Consider the following 16,368-nt stretch of genomic DNA (forward strand, 5'->3'; position numbering starts at 1 on the left):
CCGCGGTGACGGGCCGGGGCCGGATCAGCCCAGGGACGTCATGACGTGCTTGATGCGGGTGTAGTCCTCGAAGCCGTAGGCGGAGAGGTCCTTGCCGTAGCCGGACTTCTTGAAGCCGCCGTGGGGCATCTCGGCGACCAGCGGGATGTGGGTGTTGATCCACACGCAGCCGAAGTCGAGGGCCTTGGACATGCGCATGGCGCGCGCGTGGTCCTTGGTCCAGACGGAGGAGGCCAGGGCGTACTCGACGCCGTTGGCGTACTCCAGGGCCTGGGCCTCGTCCGTGAAGGACTGGACGGTGATGACGGGGCCGAAGACCTCGTTCTGGACGATCTCGTCGTCCTGCCGGAGGCCGGAGACGACGGTGGGGGCGTAGAAGTAGCCCTTGTCTCCGACGCGCCGCCCGCCGGCCTCGACCTTGGCGTGGGCCGGGAGGCGGTCGATGAAGCCGCTGACCTGCTTCAGCTGGTTGGCGTTGTTGAGGGGGCCGTAGAGCACGTCCTCGTCGTCCGGCTGACCGGTCTTGGTCTCGGACGCCGCCTTGGCGAGCGCGGCGACGAACTCGTCGTGGATCGACTCGTGGACGAGGACGCGGGTGGCGGCGGTGCAGTCCTGCCCGGCGTTGAAGAACCCGGCGACGGAGATGTCCTCGACGGCCTTGTCGATGTCGGTGTCCTCGAAGACGACGACGGGGGCCTTGCCGCCCAGCTCCAGGTGGACGCGCTTGACGTCCTTGGCGGCCGACTCGGCGACCTGCATCCCGGCGCGGACGGAGCCGGTGATGGAGGCCATCGCCGGGGTCGGGTGCTCGACCATGGCCCTGCCGGTCTCGCGGTCGCCGCAGACGACGTTGAAGACGCCCTTGGGGACGATCTGCCCGATGATCTCCGCCATCAGGACGGTCGACGCGGGGGTCGTGTCGGAGGGCTTGAGGACGACGGTGTTGCCCGCGGCGAGGGCCGGGGCGAACTTCCACACGGCCATCATCATCGGGTAGTTCCAGGGCGCGACCTGGGCGCAGACGCCGACGGGCTCGCGGCGGATGATGGAGGTCATGCCCTCCATGTACTCGCCGGCCGAGCGGCCTTCGAGGAGCCGGGCGGCACCCGCGAAGAAGCGGATCTGGTCCACCATCGGCGGGATCTCCTCGCTCGCGGTGAGGGCGATCGGCTTGCCGGTGTTCTGCACCTCCGCGGCGATCAGTTCCTCGGCGCGCTCCTCGAAGGCGTCGGCGATCTTGAGGAGTACCCTCTGGCGCTCGGCGGGGGTGCTGTCGCGCCAGGCGGGGAAGGCGGCCGAGGCGGCTTCCATGGCGGCGTCGACGTCGGCCTGCCCGGAGAGCGGGGAGGTGGCGTACACCTCGCCGGTGGTCGGGTCGACCACGTCGATGGTGCGGCCGTCGGCCGCGTCGCGGAACTCCCCGTTGATGTAGTTACGCAGCCGGCGCAGCTCGGTGGTCACTTGCCATCCCTCCTGTCACGTTCTGTCGTCGCACGTCCCTGTGCGGTGTCTCGATGGGCGAGACACCTCAGCCTAGTGGTTCAGCTGACGCTTTCAACAGGCCCAACCCCCCGCTACTTCGGATTCAGTAGTCCTGAGGCCTCCTCGCAACGAATTACATCAATCTGGGGTTGCGAGACCGACGAGTCTCGGTGCACAGTGAGGTGTGGCCAGTCGAAGCACAGACTCCAGAACCGGAACCGGTTCGTCCCCGACGATCGACGCCGTCTCCCTGGCGATCATCGAACAGCTCCAGGAGGACGGACGCCGTCCCTACGCGGCGATAGGGAAGGCCGTAGGTCTCTCCGAAGCCGCCGTGCGGCAGCGCGTCCAGAAGCTGCTCGACCAGGGCGTCATGCAGATCGTCGCCGTCACCGACCCGCTCACCGTGGGTTTCCGACGGCAGGCGATGGTCGGCATCAACGTCGAGGGCGATCTGGATCCGGTCGCGGAAGCACTGACCGCGATGGCCGAGTGCGAGTACGTGGTGATGACCGCGGGCTCCTTCGACCTGATGGTGGAGGTCGTCTGTGAGGACGACGACCACCTGCTGGATGTGATCAACAAGCGCATCCGCACCCTCCCCGGCGTGCGCTCCACCGAGAGCTTCGTCTACCTCAAGCTCAAGAAGCAGACCTATATGTGGGGAACTCGATGACCCAGGACCTCTCCAAGACGGCCTACGACCACCTGTGGATGCACTTCACCCGCATGTCGTCGTACGAGAACTCGCCCGTTCCCACCATCGTGCGTGGTGAGGGCACCTACATCTTCGACGACAAGGGCAAGCGCTACCTCGACGGTCTCGCGGGTCTGTTCGTGGTGAACGCCGGACACGGCCGCCGGGAGCTGGCCGAGGTCGCGTACAAGCAGGCCCAGGAGCTCGCGTTCTTCCCCGTGTGGTCGTACGCGCACCCCAAGGCCGTCGAGCTCGCCGAGCGCCTCGCGCACTACGCCCCCGGCGACCTCAACAAGGTCTTCTTCACCACCGGTGGCGGCGAGGCCGTCGAGACCGCGTGGAAGCTCGCCAAGCAGTACTTCAAGCTGCAGGGCAAGCACACCAAGTACAAGGTCATCTCGCGCGCGGTCGCCTACCACGGCACCCCGCAGGGCGCCCTGTCCATCACCGGCCTCCCGGCCCTCAAGGCCCCCTTCGAGCCGCTGGTCCCCGGCGCGCACAAGGTGCCGAACACCAACATCTACCGCGCCCCGATCCACGGCGACGACCCCGAGGCCTTCGGCCGCTGGGCCGCCGACCAGATCGAGCAGGAGATCCTCTTCGAGGGCGCCGAGACCGTCGCCGCCGTCTTCCTGGAGCCGGTGCAGAACGCCGGCGGCTGCTTCCCGCCGCCGCCCGGGTACTTCCAGCGGGTCCGCGAGATCTGCGACCAGTACGACGTGCTCCTCGTCTCCGACGAGACGATCTGCGCCTTCGGCCGCCTCGGCACGATGTTCGCCTGTGACAAGTTCGACTACGTGCCGGACATGATCACCTGCGCCAAGGGCATGACCTCGGGCTACTCCCCGATCGGCGCCTGCATCGTCTCCGACCGCATCGCGGAGCCCTTCTACAAGGGCGACAACACCTTCCTGCACGGCTACACCTTCGGTGGCCACCCGGTGTCGTCGGCGGTCGCCATCGCCAACCTCGACATCTTCGACAAGGAAGGCCTCAACCAGCACGTGCTGGACAACGAGGACGCCTTCTTCTCCACCCTGAAGAAGCTCCACGACCTGCCGATCGTCGGCGACGTCCGGGGCAACGGCTTCTTCTACGGCATCGAGCTCGTCAAGGACAAGGTCACCAAGGAGTCCTTCACGGACGAGGAGACCGAGCGCGTGCTCTACGGCTTCCTCTCCAAGGCGCTCTTCGAGAACGGCCTGTACTGCCGTGCCGACGACCGCGGCGACCCGGTCATCCAGCTGGCCCCGCCGCTGATCGCCGACCAGGGCACCTTCGACGAGATCGAGGGCATCCTGCGGTCGGTGCTCACCGAGGCGTGGACCAAGCTGTAGAGGTCCCCACCAGCAGGCAGCACGCCGCCCTCACGGCGTGACCCCCCGGCCCGGGAGTCGTCCATCCGAGTGGATGGACGACTCCCGGGCCGCGTGCCGTCCGTACGAACCGATCCGAATCCTTACGGTGCCCAGTGACCGACAGGCCCGTCCTTCGTTCCCCGGACGGGGGGCACAGATCGGATCGACATCGAGGTGTACGCGATGGCCCCACCGGACAACGACGTGCTCTGGGCGCGTTCCCTGCACTGCTCCCTGGGCGGCACGGACGCCCTCGGCGACGTCTCCCTCGGCGTCCACGAGGGCGAGATCCTCGCCGTCGCCGGGCCGCGCGGCAGCGGCAAGACCACCCTCCTGCGCTGCCTGTCCGGGCAGCTCGTCGCCCAGCGGGGCGAGGTCTGGTTCGAGACCTTCCCCGTCCACACCCTCGGCGCCGCCGACCGCGAACGGCTCCGCCGCGACCGCTTCGGCTGGATCGACCCCACCCCCGGTCTCGTCCCCGAACTCACCGGCTGGGAGAACACCGCCCTGCCGCTGCTGCTCCGCGGCACCCCCCACCGCGCCGCCAGGACCGCCGCGGTGGAATGGCTGGAGCGCCTCGACATCGGCGACTGCGCCCGCAGGCGCCCGCACGCCCTCAGCCACGCCGAGTGCCAGCGGATCGCCGTCGCCCGCGCCCTGATCACCACCCCCTCGGTGCTCTTCGCCGACGAACCCACCGCCTCCCTGCACCGCGCCGACGGCGCACAGCTCCTGCGCACCCTGACGGCCGCCGCCCGCTCGCACGGCATCACCGTGCTCCTCGCCACCCACGACGCCGAGGTCGCCGCCCTCGCCGACCGCACGGTCGGCCTCCTGGACGGGCGCCGGACCGGCGGCGCGCCCCCGGCATCAGGGGCGGAGGGCGTCGCCGCGTGCTCGCTCTCCGTCTAGCCCGCGGGTCCCACCCCCTCGTCCAGACCCGGCGGCTCCTCGTCGCCACCGCCGCCGCCGGGGTGGGCTTCCTGCTGCTCTGCACCCTCGGACACGCCGTCGGACACCCCGACCGCTCGGGCACCTCCGTCCTGCGCCTGCTGTGGTGCGCCCTGCCCCTCGCCGCCACCGTGCAGTTCGCCGTCGCGGTGGCCCGTACCGACCCCAGCACCCGTCCCAGGACCGGTCTGTCGGCCGTCGGCCTCGGCCCCGCCCGGCTGACCGCCATCGCCGCCGCCTCGACCGCCGTCGCCTGCACCCTCGGCTCCGCCGTCGCCCTGCTGTGCTACCTGCACCTGCGCGGCGACCTCACGGGCCTGCCCTTCGACGGCGCCGCCGCGGACCTGCTCGCCGCCGACCGGCCGCTGCCGCTCGCCGCCGCCCTCACCCTGCTCGCCGCCCTCCCGGTCGCCGCCGCCACCGCCGCCGGGCTCGCCCTGCGGCCCCGCACCGCGCCCGCCCCGCCGGAGGGCGCCGAACGGCCGGTCCCCACCGGACTGCCCTGGGGCATCGCCCTGGTCGCCGTCGGCCTCGCCGCCGAGACGTACGCGGGACGCGGCGGCGGCGGGGGACTCCCGCTGCCCGGCCGCTTCGACGCCAACCCGGCGGGCGTCCTGGCCGGCTGGGTCCTCACCGCCGTCGGCCTCGCCCTCGCGGGACCCGGCCTCGTCCACGGCTGCGGACGGCTCCTCCAGGCCTTCCGGCCCGGCGCCGTCCGGCTCCTCGCGGGCCGGGTCCTCACCGCCGAGTCCCACCGCCTCGGCCGCCCCCTCGGCGTGGTCGCCGCGGTCCTCTCCGGCACCTACGCGGGCGCCGCCCTGTACGCCTCGGGCCCGGCCTCCGGTGCCGTCGGACCGCTCACCGGTCTCGGCGCGGCCCTCGTCCTCGCCTGCACCACGGCCACCCTCCTGACCGCGGCCCTGGAGACCCGGCAGAGCCGGGCGGAGACCACCGGGGCCCTGCTCCGCACCGGCGCCCCGCCGAACGCCCTGCGCAAGGCGGCCCTGCTCAGGGCCGCCGCCCTCGTCGCCGTCTTCGCCCCCCTCACCTGGGCGGTCGCCGAACTGGCGGCGCTGCCGCTGAAGGGCTGACCCACCGGGTCCCGCCGCGCCGAAAGGCAGCCCCGCCGGGGGCGGCGCCGACCGCGCCGCCGCCCCCGCGCCCCCGGAAGCCGTCCCGCTCCCGACCGCGGCCTCCCCTGCTTCTACTTCCGCCAGAACAGGTGGTGGGTCACCTCACCACCGGGGCTCGGCACCACATCGCAGTGGTACCGGTCGTACAGTTCCTCCGGCGACTCCCACAGCCGCGACCCCGACCCCAGGACCACCGGCGACACCGCCACGTGCAGGGTGTCCACGAGACCCGCGTCCAGGAACTCCCGGACCGTCGCCGCCCCGCCCCCGAGCCGTACGTCCTTCCCGCCGGCCGCCTCCCGCGCCATCCCGAGCGCCGTCTCCGGGTCGACGTCCACGAAGTGGAACGTGGTGTCGGAGAGCGTGAACGACGGACGCGGATGATGGGTCAGGACGAACACCGGAGTACGGAACGGCGGCTCGTCGCCCCACCAGCCGCGCCACTGCTCGTCCCGCCACGGCCCGCGCTGCGGCCCGAACTTGTTCCGGCCCATGATCTCGGCGCCGATGTTCCGGGAGTAGTCCCTGGTCAGATAGTCGTCGAGGCCCCGGCTGCCGCCCGGATCGGTCCGCATCGGCCAGCTCGCCGTGGCCCCCGCCCAACGGAACATCGCCCCCGGGTCCGCGTGCCCGAAGGGCCGCTCCAGGCTCTGGCCCTCCCCCGCCCCGAACCCGTCCGAGGAGACGTTGAAGTTCTGCACTCTGAGCAACTGCGCCACGGTTCTTCCTCCCGCGCGGTCGGCACGACGCCGACGGTCAGGAGACAGACTGCCCCGGCGCCCGGAACTCATCTCACCCGGCTCACCCGTCCGGGCCCAGCACCACCACGTCCTCCACCCGGAACTCCACCCCCACGTCGGCGCCCTCCTCGGGCGCCTCCCGCAACGGCAGCTCCGCCTCCAGCGAAGGCCCCTCCCCCGGACACAGCCGTACGGCCACCCGGCTGCCCCGGAACGTCCGCGAAGCCACCCGCCAGCCCGCGCCCGCGTCCCCGCTCCCGGGCCCGGCCACGAGCCGCACCCCGCCCGGCCGGACGAGGAGCCGCCGCTCCCCCTGCGGCGAACCCTCGGGCACCGGCACCTTCCCCCACACGGTGTCCGCGACCCGCCCGCTCACCCGCGCCGCCACCACGTTGTCGAAACCGAGGAACCGGGCCACGAACTCCGACGCCGGACGCGCCCACACCTCCACGGGCGCACCCGTCTGGGCGATCCGCCCGTCCCGCATCACCACCACCCGGTCGGCCAGCGCGAACGCCTCGCCCTGATCGTGGGTCACCGCCAGGACCGTCGTCCCCAACCGCCCGAACAGCTCCCGCAGCTCCACCACGAGCCGCTCCCGCAGCCCCCGGTCCAACTGCCCCAGCGGTTCGTCCAGCATCAGCAGCCGGGGGCGCGGTGCGAGGGCCCGCGCGAGCGCCACCCGCTGCTGCTCCCCGCCCGAGAGCGCGGCCACGGAGCGCCGTCCGGCGCCCGGCAGCCCGACGAGGTCGAGCAGTTCCGTGACCCGTTCCGCCCGCTCGGTCCCGGGGACGCCGTGCATCCGCAGGCCGAAGCCGACGTTCCCGGCGACGTCCCGCTGCGGGAACAGCTGGTGGTCCTGGAACATCAGGCCCACGCCCCGCCGGTGCACCGGCACCCCGTCCTGGTCGGCCCCGGCCAGCAGCACCCGGCCGCCGTCCAGCGCCTGGAGCCCGGCCACCGCCCGCAGCAGCGTCGACTTGCCGCTGCCGCTGGGCCCGAGCACACAGACCGTCTCGTGCTCGGCGACCGCCAGGTCCACCGCGTCGAGCACGGCCCGCTCCCCGAACCGTACGGTCGCCCCTTCCAGTCTCAGCATCAGAACTCCCCGGAGGTCCGGTCGTTCCGGAGCCGTTCGAGCAGCAGCAGGGACACCGCGCACACCACCATGAGGATCGTCGAAAGGGCCATGGCCTGGCCGTAGTTGAGTTCGCCCGGACGTCCGAGCAGCCGCGCCACCGCCACCGGCAGCGTCGGGGCCTCGGGGCGGGCGATGAACACGGTCGCGCCGAACTCGCCCAGCGAGACGGCGAACGCGAACCCGGCGGCGACCAGGAGCGCCCGCCACACCAGCGGCAGGTCCACCTCGCGCCAGGCCCGCCACGGCGACGCGCCGAGCACCGCCGCCGCCTCCCGCAGCCGCTCGTCCACCGCCCGCAGCACCGGCAGCATCGTCCGTACGACGAAGGGGACACCGACCAGCGCCTGTGCGAGCGGTACGAGGATCCAGCTGGCCCGCAGATCGAACGGCGGCTCGTCGAGCGTGATCAGGAAACCGAAGCCGACGGTCACCGCGGACACCCCGAGCGGCAGCATCAGCAGGGCGTCGAAGCCCCGGACGAGCCGCGCGGCCCGTCCGGCCCGACCGCTCCGCCAGGTCAGCGCCGCCGCCGCGAGCCCGCCGACGAGGACCGCGATGCCGGTCGCCGCCACCGCGTACCGCAGCGAGTTCCCGATCGCCTCCAGCGGCGGGACCAGGAAGGTGCCGGACTCGTCCAGCGTGCCGAGCGCCCGGTAGTAGCCGAGGCCGTACCCCTGGGGTCCGGCGAACGACCGCTCCACCAGCACCCCCAGCGGCAGCAGGATCAGCAGCGCGACCGAGAGCAGGACCCCGCCGAGCAGCGCCCACTGTCCGGCGCCGCGCGGCCGTCGCGCGGTCCGCTCCGGCGGTACGAGCCGCAGCGCCGTCTCCCGGCGTCGTACGGTCCGGGCGTGCACGGCCAGGATCAGGCCCACCGCCACGAACTGCACGAGTGTCAGGACGGCGGCCGTCGGCAGGTCGAGCAGCCGGGCGGTCTGCCGGTAGATCTCCGCCTCCAGGGTGGAGTACGCGCCCCCGCCGAGGATCTGCACGATGCCGAAGGAGGTGAACGTGAACAGGAAGACCATGAGCGCGGCGGCGGCCACCGACGGCACGAGGGCGGGCAGCGTCACCGTCCGCCACGCCGTCCACCGCGAGGCGCCGAGGACCCGGGCCGCCTCCTCCTGGCGCGGGTCCAGCTGGGACCAGAGCCCGCCCACGGTCCGCACGACCACCGCGTAGTTGAAGAACACATGGGCGAGGAGGATCGCCCACACACTGGTGTCGAGCCGCAGCCCCCACACCTCGTCCGTCAGCCCGTTCCGGCCGACGAGCGCGAGGAACGCGGTGCCCACGAGGACCGTGGGCAGCACGAAGGGGACCGTGACCACGGCCCGCAGGACGCTCTTGCCCGGAAAGTCGAAGCGGGCGAAGACGTACGCCCCCGGCAGCGCGACCAGCAGGGTCAGCGCCGTCGACGCCAGCGCCTGCCAGAGGGTGAAACCGAGGACGTCGAGGATCTCCGGGCGGGCCAGGGTCTCCCCGATCCGGCCCAGCCGCCAGCCGCCGTCGGGCCGCAGCCCCCGGTCCACGATCGACACGACGGGCCAGGCGAAGAAGACCGCGAAGAACGCGACGGGCAGGGCCATCAGGCCCAGCCGCGTCACGTTCCCCCGGACGTCGCGCGCTACTTCACGACCAGCGACGACCACTGCTGGATCCACCCGTCACGCTTCGCGGCGATCTTCTCCGGCGCCATCGTCTCCGGCTCGCCCACGACCACGCCGTGCTTCGTGAACAGCTCGGGAAGCACCGCGTCCGTCACCACCGGGTTGACGAACATCTGGAGCGGCATGTCCTCCTGGAACTTCTTCGAGATCAGGAAGTCGATCAGCGCCTTGCCGCCCTCGGGGTTCTTCGCCCCGTTCAGCAGCCCCGCGAACTCGGTCTGCCGGAAGCAGGTGCCGGTGGACACGCCGGTCGGCGCCACCTTCGGCCGCGGCTCGCCGTAGAGCACCTCGACCGGGGGGCTGGAGGCGTACGACACGACCAGCGGCCGGTCGCCCTTGGCCTGCTTGCCGCCGGCCGAACCGGAGAACTCCTGGTTGTAGGCCAGCTCCCAGCTGTCGACGGTCTTCACTCCGTTGGCCCGGAGCTTCGACCAGTAGCCCGGCCAGCCGTCGTCGCCGTACTTCGCGGCGGTGCCGAGCAGGAAACCGAGCCCCGGGGACGACCGCTCGGGGTTCTCCACCACGAGGAGGTCCTTGTAGGCGGGCTTCACCAGGTCGTCGAAGGTGACGGGCGGCGCCAGCTTCTTGTCCGCGAAGTACTTCTTGTCGTAGTTGACGCAGATGTCCCCGGAGTCGACCGGGGTCACCCGGTGCTCCTTGTCCAGCCGGTACGCGGCCGGGACCCGGTCCAGCCCCTTCGCCTCGTACGGGACGAAGATCCCGTTGTCGAGAGCGCGGGACAGCAGCGTGTTGTCGACGCCGAAGAAGACGTCACCCTGCGGAGAGCCCTTGGTCAGGATCTCTTTGTTCACCGCCTCGCCCGCGTCCCCGCTCTTGAGGACCTTCACGGTGAAACCGGTCTGCTTCGTGAACTCCGCCAGCACCTCCTTGGAGGCGTTGAAGGAGTCGTGGCTCACGAGGGTCACGGTCTTCGGCGCGGGCGCGCCGGACTTCCCCGCCGCGTCGCGGGCGTCGTCCGCCCCGCACGCGGCCAGCGTCGTGACGCCCAGCGCCGCGACGAGCGCGACGGCGGCCGCCTTCTTGGTGCTCACTGACATTCCTCCTGGGTGTGACCAGGAAGAGACGCGGCCCCGCCCACCCGGAGGTGGGCAGGGCGCAACAGCTCGAGTTACGACCGAACTTCCTACCCAGAATGACCTGGGCGAGGTTCAGAGGGTCTGCGGCCTGACGGTCACCGCACTCTCAGCGCTGTGGCGCTCCCCTGTCGGAATATGAAGATGTGTTCGACCTCAGAGTACAAGGTCAGCGTTCGGAGGCCGCCAGCTGTCCACAGGCGCCCTCGATCTCCTGGCCCCGGGTGTCCCGCACGGTCACGGGCACCCCGTGCCGGGCGATGGCCTCGACGAACGCCTTCTCGTCCTCGGGACGGGACGCGGTCCACTTCGAGCCGGGCGTCGGGTTCAGCGGGATGAGGTTGACGTGCACCCGCTTGCCCTTGAGCAGCCGCCCGAGGAGGTCACCGCGCCAGGCCTGGTCGTTGATGTCCCGGATGAGGGCGTACTCGATCGAGATCCGGCGCCCGGACTTCTCCGCGTACTCCCAGGCCGCGTCCAGCACCTCCCGCACGTTCCAGCGGGTGTTCACCGGCACCAGGGTGTCGCGCAGCTCGTCGTCGGGCGCGTGCAGGGAGACCGCGAGACGGCACTTGAAGCCCTCGTCGGCGAAGCGCAGCATCGCGGGGACGAGCCCGACGGTGGAGACGGTGATCCCGCGCTGGGAGAGGCCGAGCCCGTCCGGCTCGGGGTCGGTCAGCCGCCGGATGGCTCCGACGACCCGCTTGTAGTTGGCGAGCGGCTCGCCCATCCCCATGAACACGATGTTCGAGAGGCGGGCGGGCCCACCGGGGACCTCGCCGTCGCGCAGCGCGCGCATCCCGTCGACGATCTGGTGCACGATCTCGGCGGTCGACAGGTTCCGGTCGAGGCCCGCCTGTCCGGTCGCGCAGAACGGGCAGTTCATCCCGCACCCGGCCTGCGAGGAGATGCACATCGTCACCCGGTCCGGGTAGCGCATGAGCACCGACTCGACCAGCGTGCCGTCGTGCAGCCGCCACAGCGTCTTACGGGTGGTGTCGTCGTCGCAGGACAGGTGCCGCACCACCGACATCAGGTCGGGCAGCAGCTCCCCGGCCAGCTTCTCCCGCGAGGCGGCGGGGATGTCGGTCCACTCGGCGGGGTCGTGCGCGTACCGCGCGAAGTAGTGCGCCGACAGCTGCTTGGCGCGGAAGGGCTTCTCGCCGATGGCGGCGACGGCCTCCTTCCGCTCGGCGGGCGACAGGTCCGCGAGGTGCCGCGGCGGCTGCTTGGCACCGCGCGGGGCGACGAAAGTGAGTTCTCCGGGGGTCGGACGGGCCACGACGGGCGTCTCCTCAGGACGACGAGGTCTGGCACCACCCGACGGGCGGGGAACCACGGCGGCGCACTGCCGGAGCCGGGACCTCAGGATCACCCCCGCGGCAGCGGGGCGTACGAAGGGCCCGCGACGCGGTGCGCCACGAGCCCTTCCAGAGTACCCGCTGTCCGTCAACCCGTTCCGACGAAGAGCGCGAGCAGCAGCCAGACCACCGGCGCCGTGGGCAGCAGCGAGTCCAGCCGGTCCATGATGCCGCCGTGACCGGGCAGCAGCGTGCCCATGTCCTTGATGCCCAGGTCCCGCTTGATCATCGACTCGCCGAGGTCGCCGAGCGTCGCGCTCGCCGCCACCGCGAGGCCGAGGACCAGACCCTGCCACCAGACGCCGTCGTCGATCAGGAACCGCATACACAGCGCGCCCGCCGCCATCGCGAACACCACCGCGCCGACCAGACCCTCACGGGTCTTTCCGGGGCTGATCCTCGGGGCCAGCTTGTGCTTGCCGAACCGCCAGCCGATCGCGTACGCCCCCGTGTCGCTGACCACGGTCAGGAGCAGGAACGTGAGCACCCGCTGCGGACCGTCGTCGGCGGACAGCAGCAGCGCCACGAAGGTCGCCAGGAACGGCACGTAGAACGCGGCGAACACACCCGCCGTGACGTCCCTCAGATACCCCTCGGGGGGCTCCGTCATCCGCCATACGAGCACCGCGAGCGCCGTCAGGGCCATCACCACCCAGGCGCCCTCGGCACCCCGGAGGTAACCGGCGACGACCATCGCCGCGCCGCCCACCGCGAGCGGCACCAGCGGAGCCTTGATCGCCTTGCGCTCCTGGAGGCGGGAGGTCAGCTCCCACAGGCCCACGACCACGGCGACCACGAGCACGCCGACGAACGCCGGCTTCCAGAACAGCGACGCGATGATGACGACGCCGAGTCCGACCCCGACCCCTATGGCCGCGCCCAGATCGCGCCCCGCGTTCTTCTTCTGCCGGGGCTCCGCGGGCGGCCCGGACGGCGGAGGCGGAGTGGGGCTGGGCATGGGCTCCTGCGGGTGCTCGTGCGGCGTCTCGTCACGGAACAGGGGACCGCTCGGGTGAGCGGCCCCCCGGCCGTGATCGTCCTGGAATCCGCCGGCGGGAACGTCGGGCACGATGGGCATGGGGCGAGTCTGCGGTGCCCCGTGCCGATCGTGTGCGGGACCCGCCGGGACGGGCCCCTGGTCGGGTCCCCCACGGCCGGAACCGGCCGGGGCCCCCCAGGAAGAGTCGTTCATCAGACCTCGAGCAGCTCGGCTTCCTTGTGCTTGAGCAGCTCGTCCACCTGCGCGCCGTACTTCGCGGTGGTGTCGTCGAGCTCCTTCTCGGCGCGGCGGCCCTCGTCCTCGCCGACCTCGCCGTCCTTGACGAGCTTGTCGATGGTCTCCTTGGCCTTGCGGCGGACCGCGCGGATCGAGATCTTCGAGTCCTCGGCCTTGCCCTTGGCGACCTTGATGTACTCCCGGCGGCGCTCCTCCGTCAGCTCGGGGAACACCACCCGGATGATGTTGCCGTCGTTGCTCGGGTTGACCCCGAGGTCCGAGTCGCGGATGGCCTGCTCGATGTTGCGCAGCGCGCTCTTGTCGAACGGGGTCACCACGGCCATCCGGGGCTCCGGGACGGAGAAGGAAGCCAGCTGGTTGATGGGGGTGATGGCGCCGTAGTAGTCCGCCACGATCTTGTTGAACATCGCCGGGTGCGCACGGCCGGTGCGGATCGCGGCGAAGTCCTCCTTGGCGACCACGACGGCCTTCTCCATCTTCTCCTCGGCCTCGAGGAGGGTCTCTTCGATCACCACTTGCTCCTGCGTGTCGTCGCGTTGGGTCCTGCACGGTGTACGACCGGCAGGGCTCTGTCCATCCCCTTGCGGGGGGGTTTCCCCGGTTCGGGTCAGGCCCGGGTGCCCTGGTCGCTCACGAGTGTGCCGATCTTCTCACCCTTCACCGCGCGAGCGATATTGCCCGTGGTGAGGAGTTCGAAGACGAGGATCGGGAGGTTGTTGTCCCGGCACAGCGTGATGGCGGTGGCATCGGCGATCTTGAGGTTGCGGGAGATCACCTCGCCGTACTCGAGCGCGTCGAACTTGACCGCGTCGGGGTTGGTCTTGGGGTCGGAGTCGTAGACGCCGTCCACGCCGTTCTTGCCCATCAGCAGGGCCTCGGCGTCGATCTCCAGGGCACGCTGGGCGGCGGTCGTGTCGGTGGAGAAGTACGGCATTCCCATGCCCGCGCCGAAGATCACGACGCGCCCCTTCTCCAGGTGGCGCACGGCGCGCAGCGGAATGTACGGCTCGGCGACCTGCCCCATGGTGATGGCGGTCTGGACGCGGGAGTCGATGCCTTCCTTCTCCAGGAAGTCCTGGAGGGCGAGGCAGTTCATCACGGTGCCGAGCATTCCCATGTAGTCGGAGCGGGCCCGGTCCATGCCGCGCTGCTGGAGCTCGGCGCCCCGGAAGAAGTTGCCGCCGCCGATGACCACCGCGATCTCCGCGCCGTCGCGGACGACGGCCGCGATCTCACGCGCGACGGCGTGCACGACGTCGGGGTCGACGCCGAGGCCGGTGCCGCCGGAGAATGCCTCTCCTGACAGCTTCAGCATGAAGCGGCCGGTCTTGTCACCGTTGCCGCTGTTGTCGCCCTGTACGGCGCCCTGGTTCATGGAGATCTCCTCGTGCACATACGAAGGAGGCCATTGCCTTGGGTCCTCGCGGTATCCCGTGCGGCAATGGCCTCCTCGTCAGATCTGCGGTCGTCCTGCGCGGGCGCGGACGACTGCTTCAGACCCTATCGGGGTCCGGTGTCCGTCGCGTTCGCGGACGGACTCAGATGCCGACCTTGATGCGGGTGAAGCGCTTCAGGGTGACACCGGCCTCGTCCAGGATCTGCTGGACCGACTTCTTGCTGTCCAGGGCGTACGCCTGGCCGAGCAGGGTGGCGTCCTTGAAGAAGCCGTTGACGCGACCCTCGACGATCTTCGGGAGCGCGGCCTCGGGCTTGCCCTCGGCGCGGGTGGTCTCCTCGGCGACGCGACGCTCGGTCTCGACGATCTCGGCCGGGACGTCCTCACGGGTGAGGTACTTCGGCGCGAAGGCGGCGATGTGCTGGGCGACGCCCTTGGCGACGTCGGCGTCGGCCTTGTCGAACTCGACGAGGACACCGATCTGCGGCGGCAGGTCGGGCATCGTGCGGTGCATGTACGCGTAGACGAAGCCGTCGGCGTACTGCGCGAAGCGGTCGAGGACGATCTTCTCGCCGAGGTTGGCGTTGGCCTCGTCGACGTACGCCTGCACGGTCTTGCCGGCCTCGATCTCGGAGGCGAGCAGCGTCTCCAGGTCGGCCGGGGCGGTGGCGGCGACGTGCTTGGCGAGCTCGGCGGCGACGGCCTGGAACTTGTCACCCTTGGCGACGAAGTCCGTCTCGCACTTCAGCTCGACGAGGACACCGGAGGTGTTGTCTTCGGCGATGAGGGAGACCACGGCGCCGTTCTCGGCAGAGCGGCCCTCGCGCTTGGCGACGCCCTTCTGACCCTTGATGCGCAGTGCCTCGACGGCCTTGTCGACGCTGCCGTCGGCCTCGTCCAGGGCCTTCTTGCAGTCCATCATGCCGGCGCCGGTGAGCTCGCGGAGCTTCTTGACGTCAGCGGCGGTGTAGTTCGCCATGAGTCTGTTTCTCTCTCGAAGTCTGAAAGATCGGGCGGGTCCACGGGTGAACGGCGGGGGCTTCGTGGGCCCCCGCCGTCAACACCCGAAGGTCCTGAAGGGTCAGGCCTGCTCGGCGTCCGCGGCCGGAGCCTCGGCGGCCGGGGCCTCGGCGTCGGCGGCCGGGGCCTCGACGGCCTCGACGGCGGCCGGAGCCTCGGTGGCCTCGGCGTCCGCGACCTTCTCGGTCTCGGCGGAGGTCTGGACCTCAGCGGCCTCGACGGTCTCGTCGGCCTTCTTGTCGCCCTCGAGCAGGTCGCGCTCCCACTCGGCGAGCGGCTCGCCCGCGGCCTTCTCGCCCGGCTTCGAGTCACCGGTCGCGGCACCGGAGCGGGCGATGAGGCCCTCGGCGACGGCGTCGGCGATCACGCGGGTGAGCAGGGTGACGGAGCGGATCGCGTCGTCGTTGCCCGGGATCTTGTAGTCGACCTCGTCGGGGTCGCAGTTGGTGTCGAGGATCGCGACGACCGGGATGTGGAGCTTGCGCGCCTCACCGACGGCGATGTGCTCCTTCTTGGTGTCGACGATCCAGACGGCGCTCGGGACCTTCTGCATCTCGCGGATGCCACCGAGGGTCTTCTCCAGCTTGGTCTTCTCGCGGGAGAGGACCAGGAGCTCCTTCTTGGTGAGGCCGGAGGCGGCCACGTCCTCGAAGTCGATCTGCTCGAGCTCCTTGAGGCGCTGCAGACGCTTGTAGACGGTCGAGAAGTTGGTGAGCATGCCACCGAGCCAACGCTGGTTGACGTACGGCATACCGACGCGCGACGCCTGCTCGGCGATGGCCTCCTGCGCCTGCTTCTTCGTACCGACGAACATGATCGAGCCACCGTGCGCGACGGTCTGCTTGACGAACTCGAAGGCGCGGTCGATGTACGACAGCGACTGGAGCAGGTCGATGATGTAGATGCCGTTGCGCTCGGTGAAGATGAAGCGCTTCATCTTCGGGTTCCAGCGACGGGTCTGGTGACCGAAGTGGACGCCGCTCTCCAGCAGCTCCCGCATCGTGACGACGGCCATGGCCATCTCCTTGGTTTTCTCGGTTGTTTTGTCCTGACGCCCCGGCGCGCCATGCCCACGAGGGACCGAAAGG

At 70.9% G+C, this 16,368-nt stretch carries 15 protein-coding genes and 1 riboswitch; of the genes, 4 read left to right on the top strand and 11 right to left on the bottom strand.

Features of this window, described 5'->3' with window-relative positions:
- Positions 1-24: 24 nt before the first annotated feature.
- Positions 25-1,461 carry a gamma-aminobutyraldehyde dehydrogenase gene (locus ACIO92_RS27000; RefSeq protein ID WP_366443959.1) on the bottom strand — a complete coding sequence of 479 codons (1,437 nt, stop codon included), beginning with the start codon at positions 1,459-1,461 and terminating at the stop codon, positions 25-27.
- A gap of 205 nt (positions 1,462-1,666) precedes the next feature.
- Here ACIO92_RS27000 and ACIO92_RS27005 point away from each other — a divergent pair, with 205 nt between their 5' ends.
- From ACIO92_RS27005 to ACIO92_RS27020, 4 genes are all read left to right on the top strand, one after another.
- Positions 1,667-2,158 carry an Lrp/AsnC ligand binding domain-containing protein gene (locus ACIO92_RS27005; protein WP_017235908.1) on the top strand — a complete coding sequence of 164 codons (492 nt, stop codon included), beginning with the start codon at positions 1,667-1,669 and terminating at the stop codon, positions 2,156-2,158.
- The gene (locus ACIO92_RS27010; RefSeq protein ID WP_366443958.1) at positions 2,155-3,516 is read left to right on the top strand and encodes an aspartate aminotransferase family protein; all 1,362 of its coding nucleotides are present in this window, start codon (positions 2,155-2,157) and stop codon (positions 3,514-3,516) included. Before ACIO92_RS27005 ends, ACIO92_RS27010 begins: the two co-directional genes overlap by 4 nt.
- Before the next feature lie 204 nt (positions 3,517-3,720).
- On the top strand, positions 3,721-4,449 hold the full coding sequence (locus ACIO92_RS27015; RefSeq protein WP_366443957.1) for an ATP-binding cassette domain-containing protein: 729 nt from the start codon (positions 3,721-3,723) through the stop codon (positions 4,447-4,449).
- On the top strand, positions 4,431-5,579 hold the full coding sequence (locus tag ACIO92_RS27020) for a hypothetical protein (RefSeq protein WP_401241373.1): 1,149 nt from the start codon (positions 4,431-4,433) through the stop codon (positions 5,577-5,579). Before ACIO92_RS27015 ends, ACIO92_RS27020 begins: the two co-directional genes overlap by 19 nt.
- 113 nt (positions 5,580-5,692) lie before the next feature.
- Here the strand turns inward: ACIO92_RS27020 and ACIO92_RS27025 are convergent, their stop codons facing one another.
- The 10 genes from ACIO92_RS27025 to rpsB all read right to left on the bottom strand — a co-directional run bounded on the left by ACIO92_RS27025 (position 5,693) and on the right by rpsB (position 16,295).
- A complete protein-coding gene (locus ACIO92_RS27025) occupies positions 5,693-6,340 on the bottom strand; it encodes a dihydrofolate reductase family protein (RefSeq protein ID WP_401241370.1) in 648 nt (215 codons plus the stop codon).
- 82 nt (positions 6,341-6,422) lie between these two features.
- Complete coding sequence (locus ACIO92_RS27030; protein ID WP_401241367.1) at positions 6,423-7,460, bottom strand: ABC transporter ATP-binding protein; 1,038 nt, start codon at positions 7,458-7,460, stop codon at positions 6,423-6,425.
- On the bottom strand, positions 7,460-9,091 hold the full coding sequence (locus tag ACIO92_RS27035; protein WP_401241439.1) for an ABC transporter permease: 1,632 nt from the start codon (positions 9,089-9,091) through the stop codon (positions 7,460-7,462). Before ACIO92_RS27035 ends, ACIO92_RS27030 begins: the two co-directional genes overlap by 1 nt.
- 38 nt (positions 9,092-9,129) lie before the next feature.
- Entirely contained in the window at positions 9,130-10,230 is a 1,101-nt protein-coding gene (locus ACIO92_RS27040; RefSeq protein ID WP_366443953.1) for a thiamine ABC transporter substrate-binding protein, read from the bottom strand.
- Positions 10,231-10,295: 65 nt separating this feature from the next.
- Positions 10,296-10,406, bottom strand: a riboswitch (TPP riboswitch).
- Positions 10,407-10,435: 29 nt separating this feature from the next.
- Positions 10,436-11,548, bottom strand: coding sequence for a 23S rRNA (adenine(2503)-C(2))-methyltransferase RlmN (rlmN, locus tag ACIO92_RS27045; RefSeq protein ID WP_366443952.1), 1,113 nt, complete (start codon positions 11,546-11,548; stop codon positions 10,436-10,438).
- A 167-nt stretch (positions 11,549-11,715) separates the two neighbouring features.
- Positions 11,716-12,819: a phosphatidate cytidylyltransferase gene (locus tag ACIO92_RS27050; RefSeq protein WP_402283498.1), complete on the bottom strand. Its 1,104-nt coding sequence runs from the start codon at positions 12,817-12,819 to the stop codon at positions 11,716-11,718.
- On the bottom strand, positions 12,819-13,376 hold the full coding sequence (frr, locus tag ACIO92_RS27055; RefSeq protein WP_366443950.1) for a ribosome recycling factor: 558 nt from the start codon (positions 13,374-13,376) through the stop codon (positions 12,819-12,821). The genes ACIO92_RS27050 and frr overlap by 1 nt, the downstream gene beginning before the upstream one ends.
- A 95-nt stretch (positions 13,377-13,471) precedes the next feature.
- The gene (gene pyrH, locus ACIO92_RS27060) at positions 13,472-14,239 is read right to left on the bottom strand and encodes a UMP kinase (protein ID WP_366443949.1); all 768 of its coding nucleotides are present in this window, start codon (positions 14,237-14,239) and stop codon (positions 13,472-13,474) included.
- A 163-nt stretch (positions 14,240-14,402) separates the two neighbouring features.
- Positions 14,403-15,239 carry a translation elongation factor Ts gene (gene tsf, locus ACIO92_RS27065; protein ID WP_366443948.1) on the bottom strand — a complete coding sequence of 279 codons (837 nt, stop codon included), beginning with the start codon at positions 15,237-15,239 and terminating at the stop codon, positions 14,403-14,405.
- 102 nt (positions 15,240-15,341) lie between these two features.
- On the bottom strand, positions 15,342-16,295 hold the full coding sequence (rpsB, locus tag ACIO92_RS27070; RefSeq protein WP_366443947.1) for a 30S ribosomal protein S2: 954 nt from the start codon (positions 16,293-16,295) through the stop codon (positions 15,342-15,344).
- Positions 16,296-16,368: the final 73 nt, after the last annotated feature.

This window comes from Streptomyces sp. NPDC087215 (assembly GCF_044744885.1).
Classification (GTDB): Bacteria; Actinomycetota; Actinomycetes; order Streptomycetales; family Streptomycetaceae; genus Streptomyces.

Excerpts from the sequence above, each read along its gene's own strand:
- ACIO92_RS27010 (WP_366443958.1), top strand. The coding sequence starts at position 2,155 with ATGACCCAGGACCTCTCCAAGACGGCCTACGACCACCTGTGGATGCAC.
- ACIO92_RS27015 (WP_366443957.1), top strand. The coding sequence starts at position 3,721 with ATGGCCCCACCGGACAACGACGTGCTCTGGGCGCGTTCCCTGCACTGC.
- ACIO92_RS27030 (WP_401241367.1), bottom strand. The coding sequence starts at position 7,460 with ATGCTGAGACTGGAAGGGGCGACCGTACGGTTCGGGGAGCGGGCCGTG.
- ACIO92_RS27035 (WP_401241439.1), bottom strand. The coding sequence starts at position 9,091 with ATGGCCCTGCCCGTCGCGTTCTTCGCGGTCTTCTTCGCCTGGCCCGTC.
- ACIO92_RS27040 (WP_366443953.1), bottom strand. The coding sequence starts at position 10,230 with ATGTCAGTGAGCACCAAGAAGGCGGCCGCCGTCGCGCTCGTCGCGGCG.
- ACIO92_RS27050 (WP_402283498.1), bottom strand. The coding sequence starts at position 12,819 with ATGAACGACTCTTCCTGGGGGGCCCCGGCCGGTTCCGGCCGTGGGGGA.
- pyrH (WP_366443949.1), bottom strand. The coding sequence starts at position 14,239 with ATGAACCAGGGCGCCGTACAGGGCGACAACAGCGGCAACGGTGACAAG.
- tsf (WP_366443948.1), bottom strand. The coding sequence starts at position 15,239 with ATGGCGAACTACACCGCCGCTGACGTCAAGAAGCTCCGCGAGCTCACC.
- rpsB (WP_366443947.1), bottom strand. The coding sequence starts at position 16,295 with ATGGCCGTCGTCACGATGCGGGAGCTGCTGGAGAGCGGCGTCCACTTC.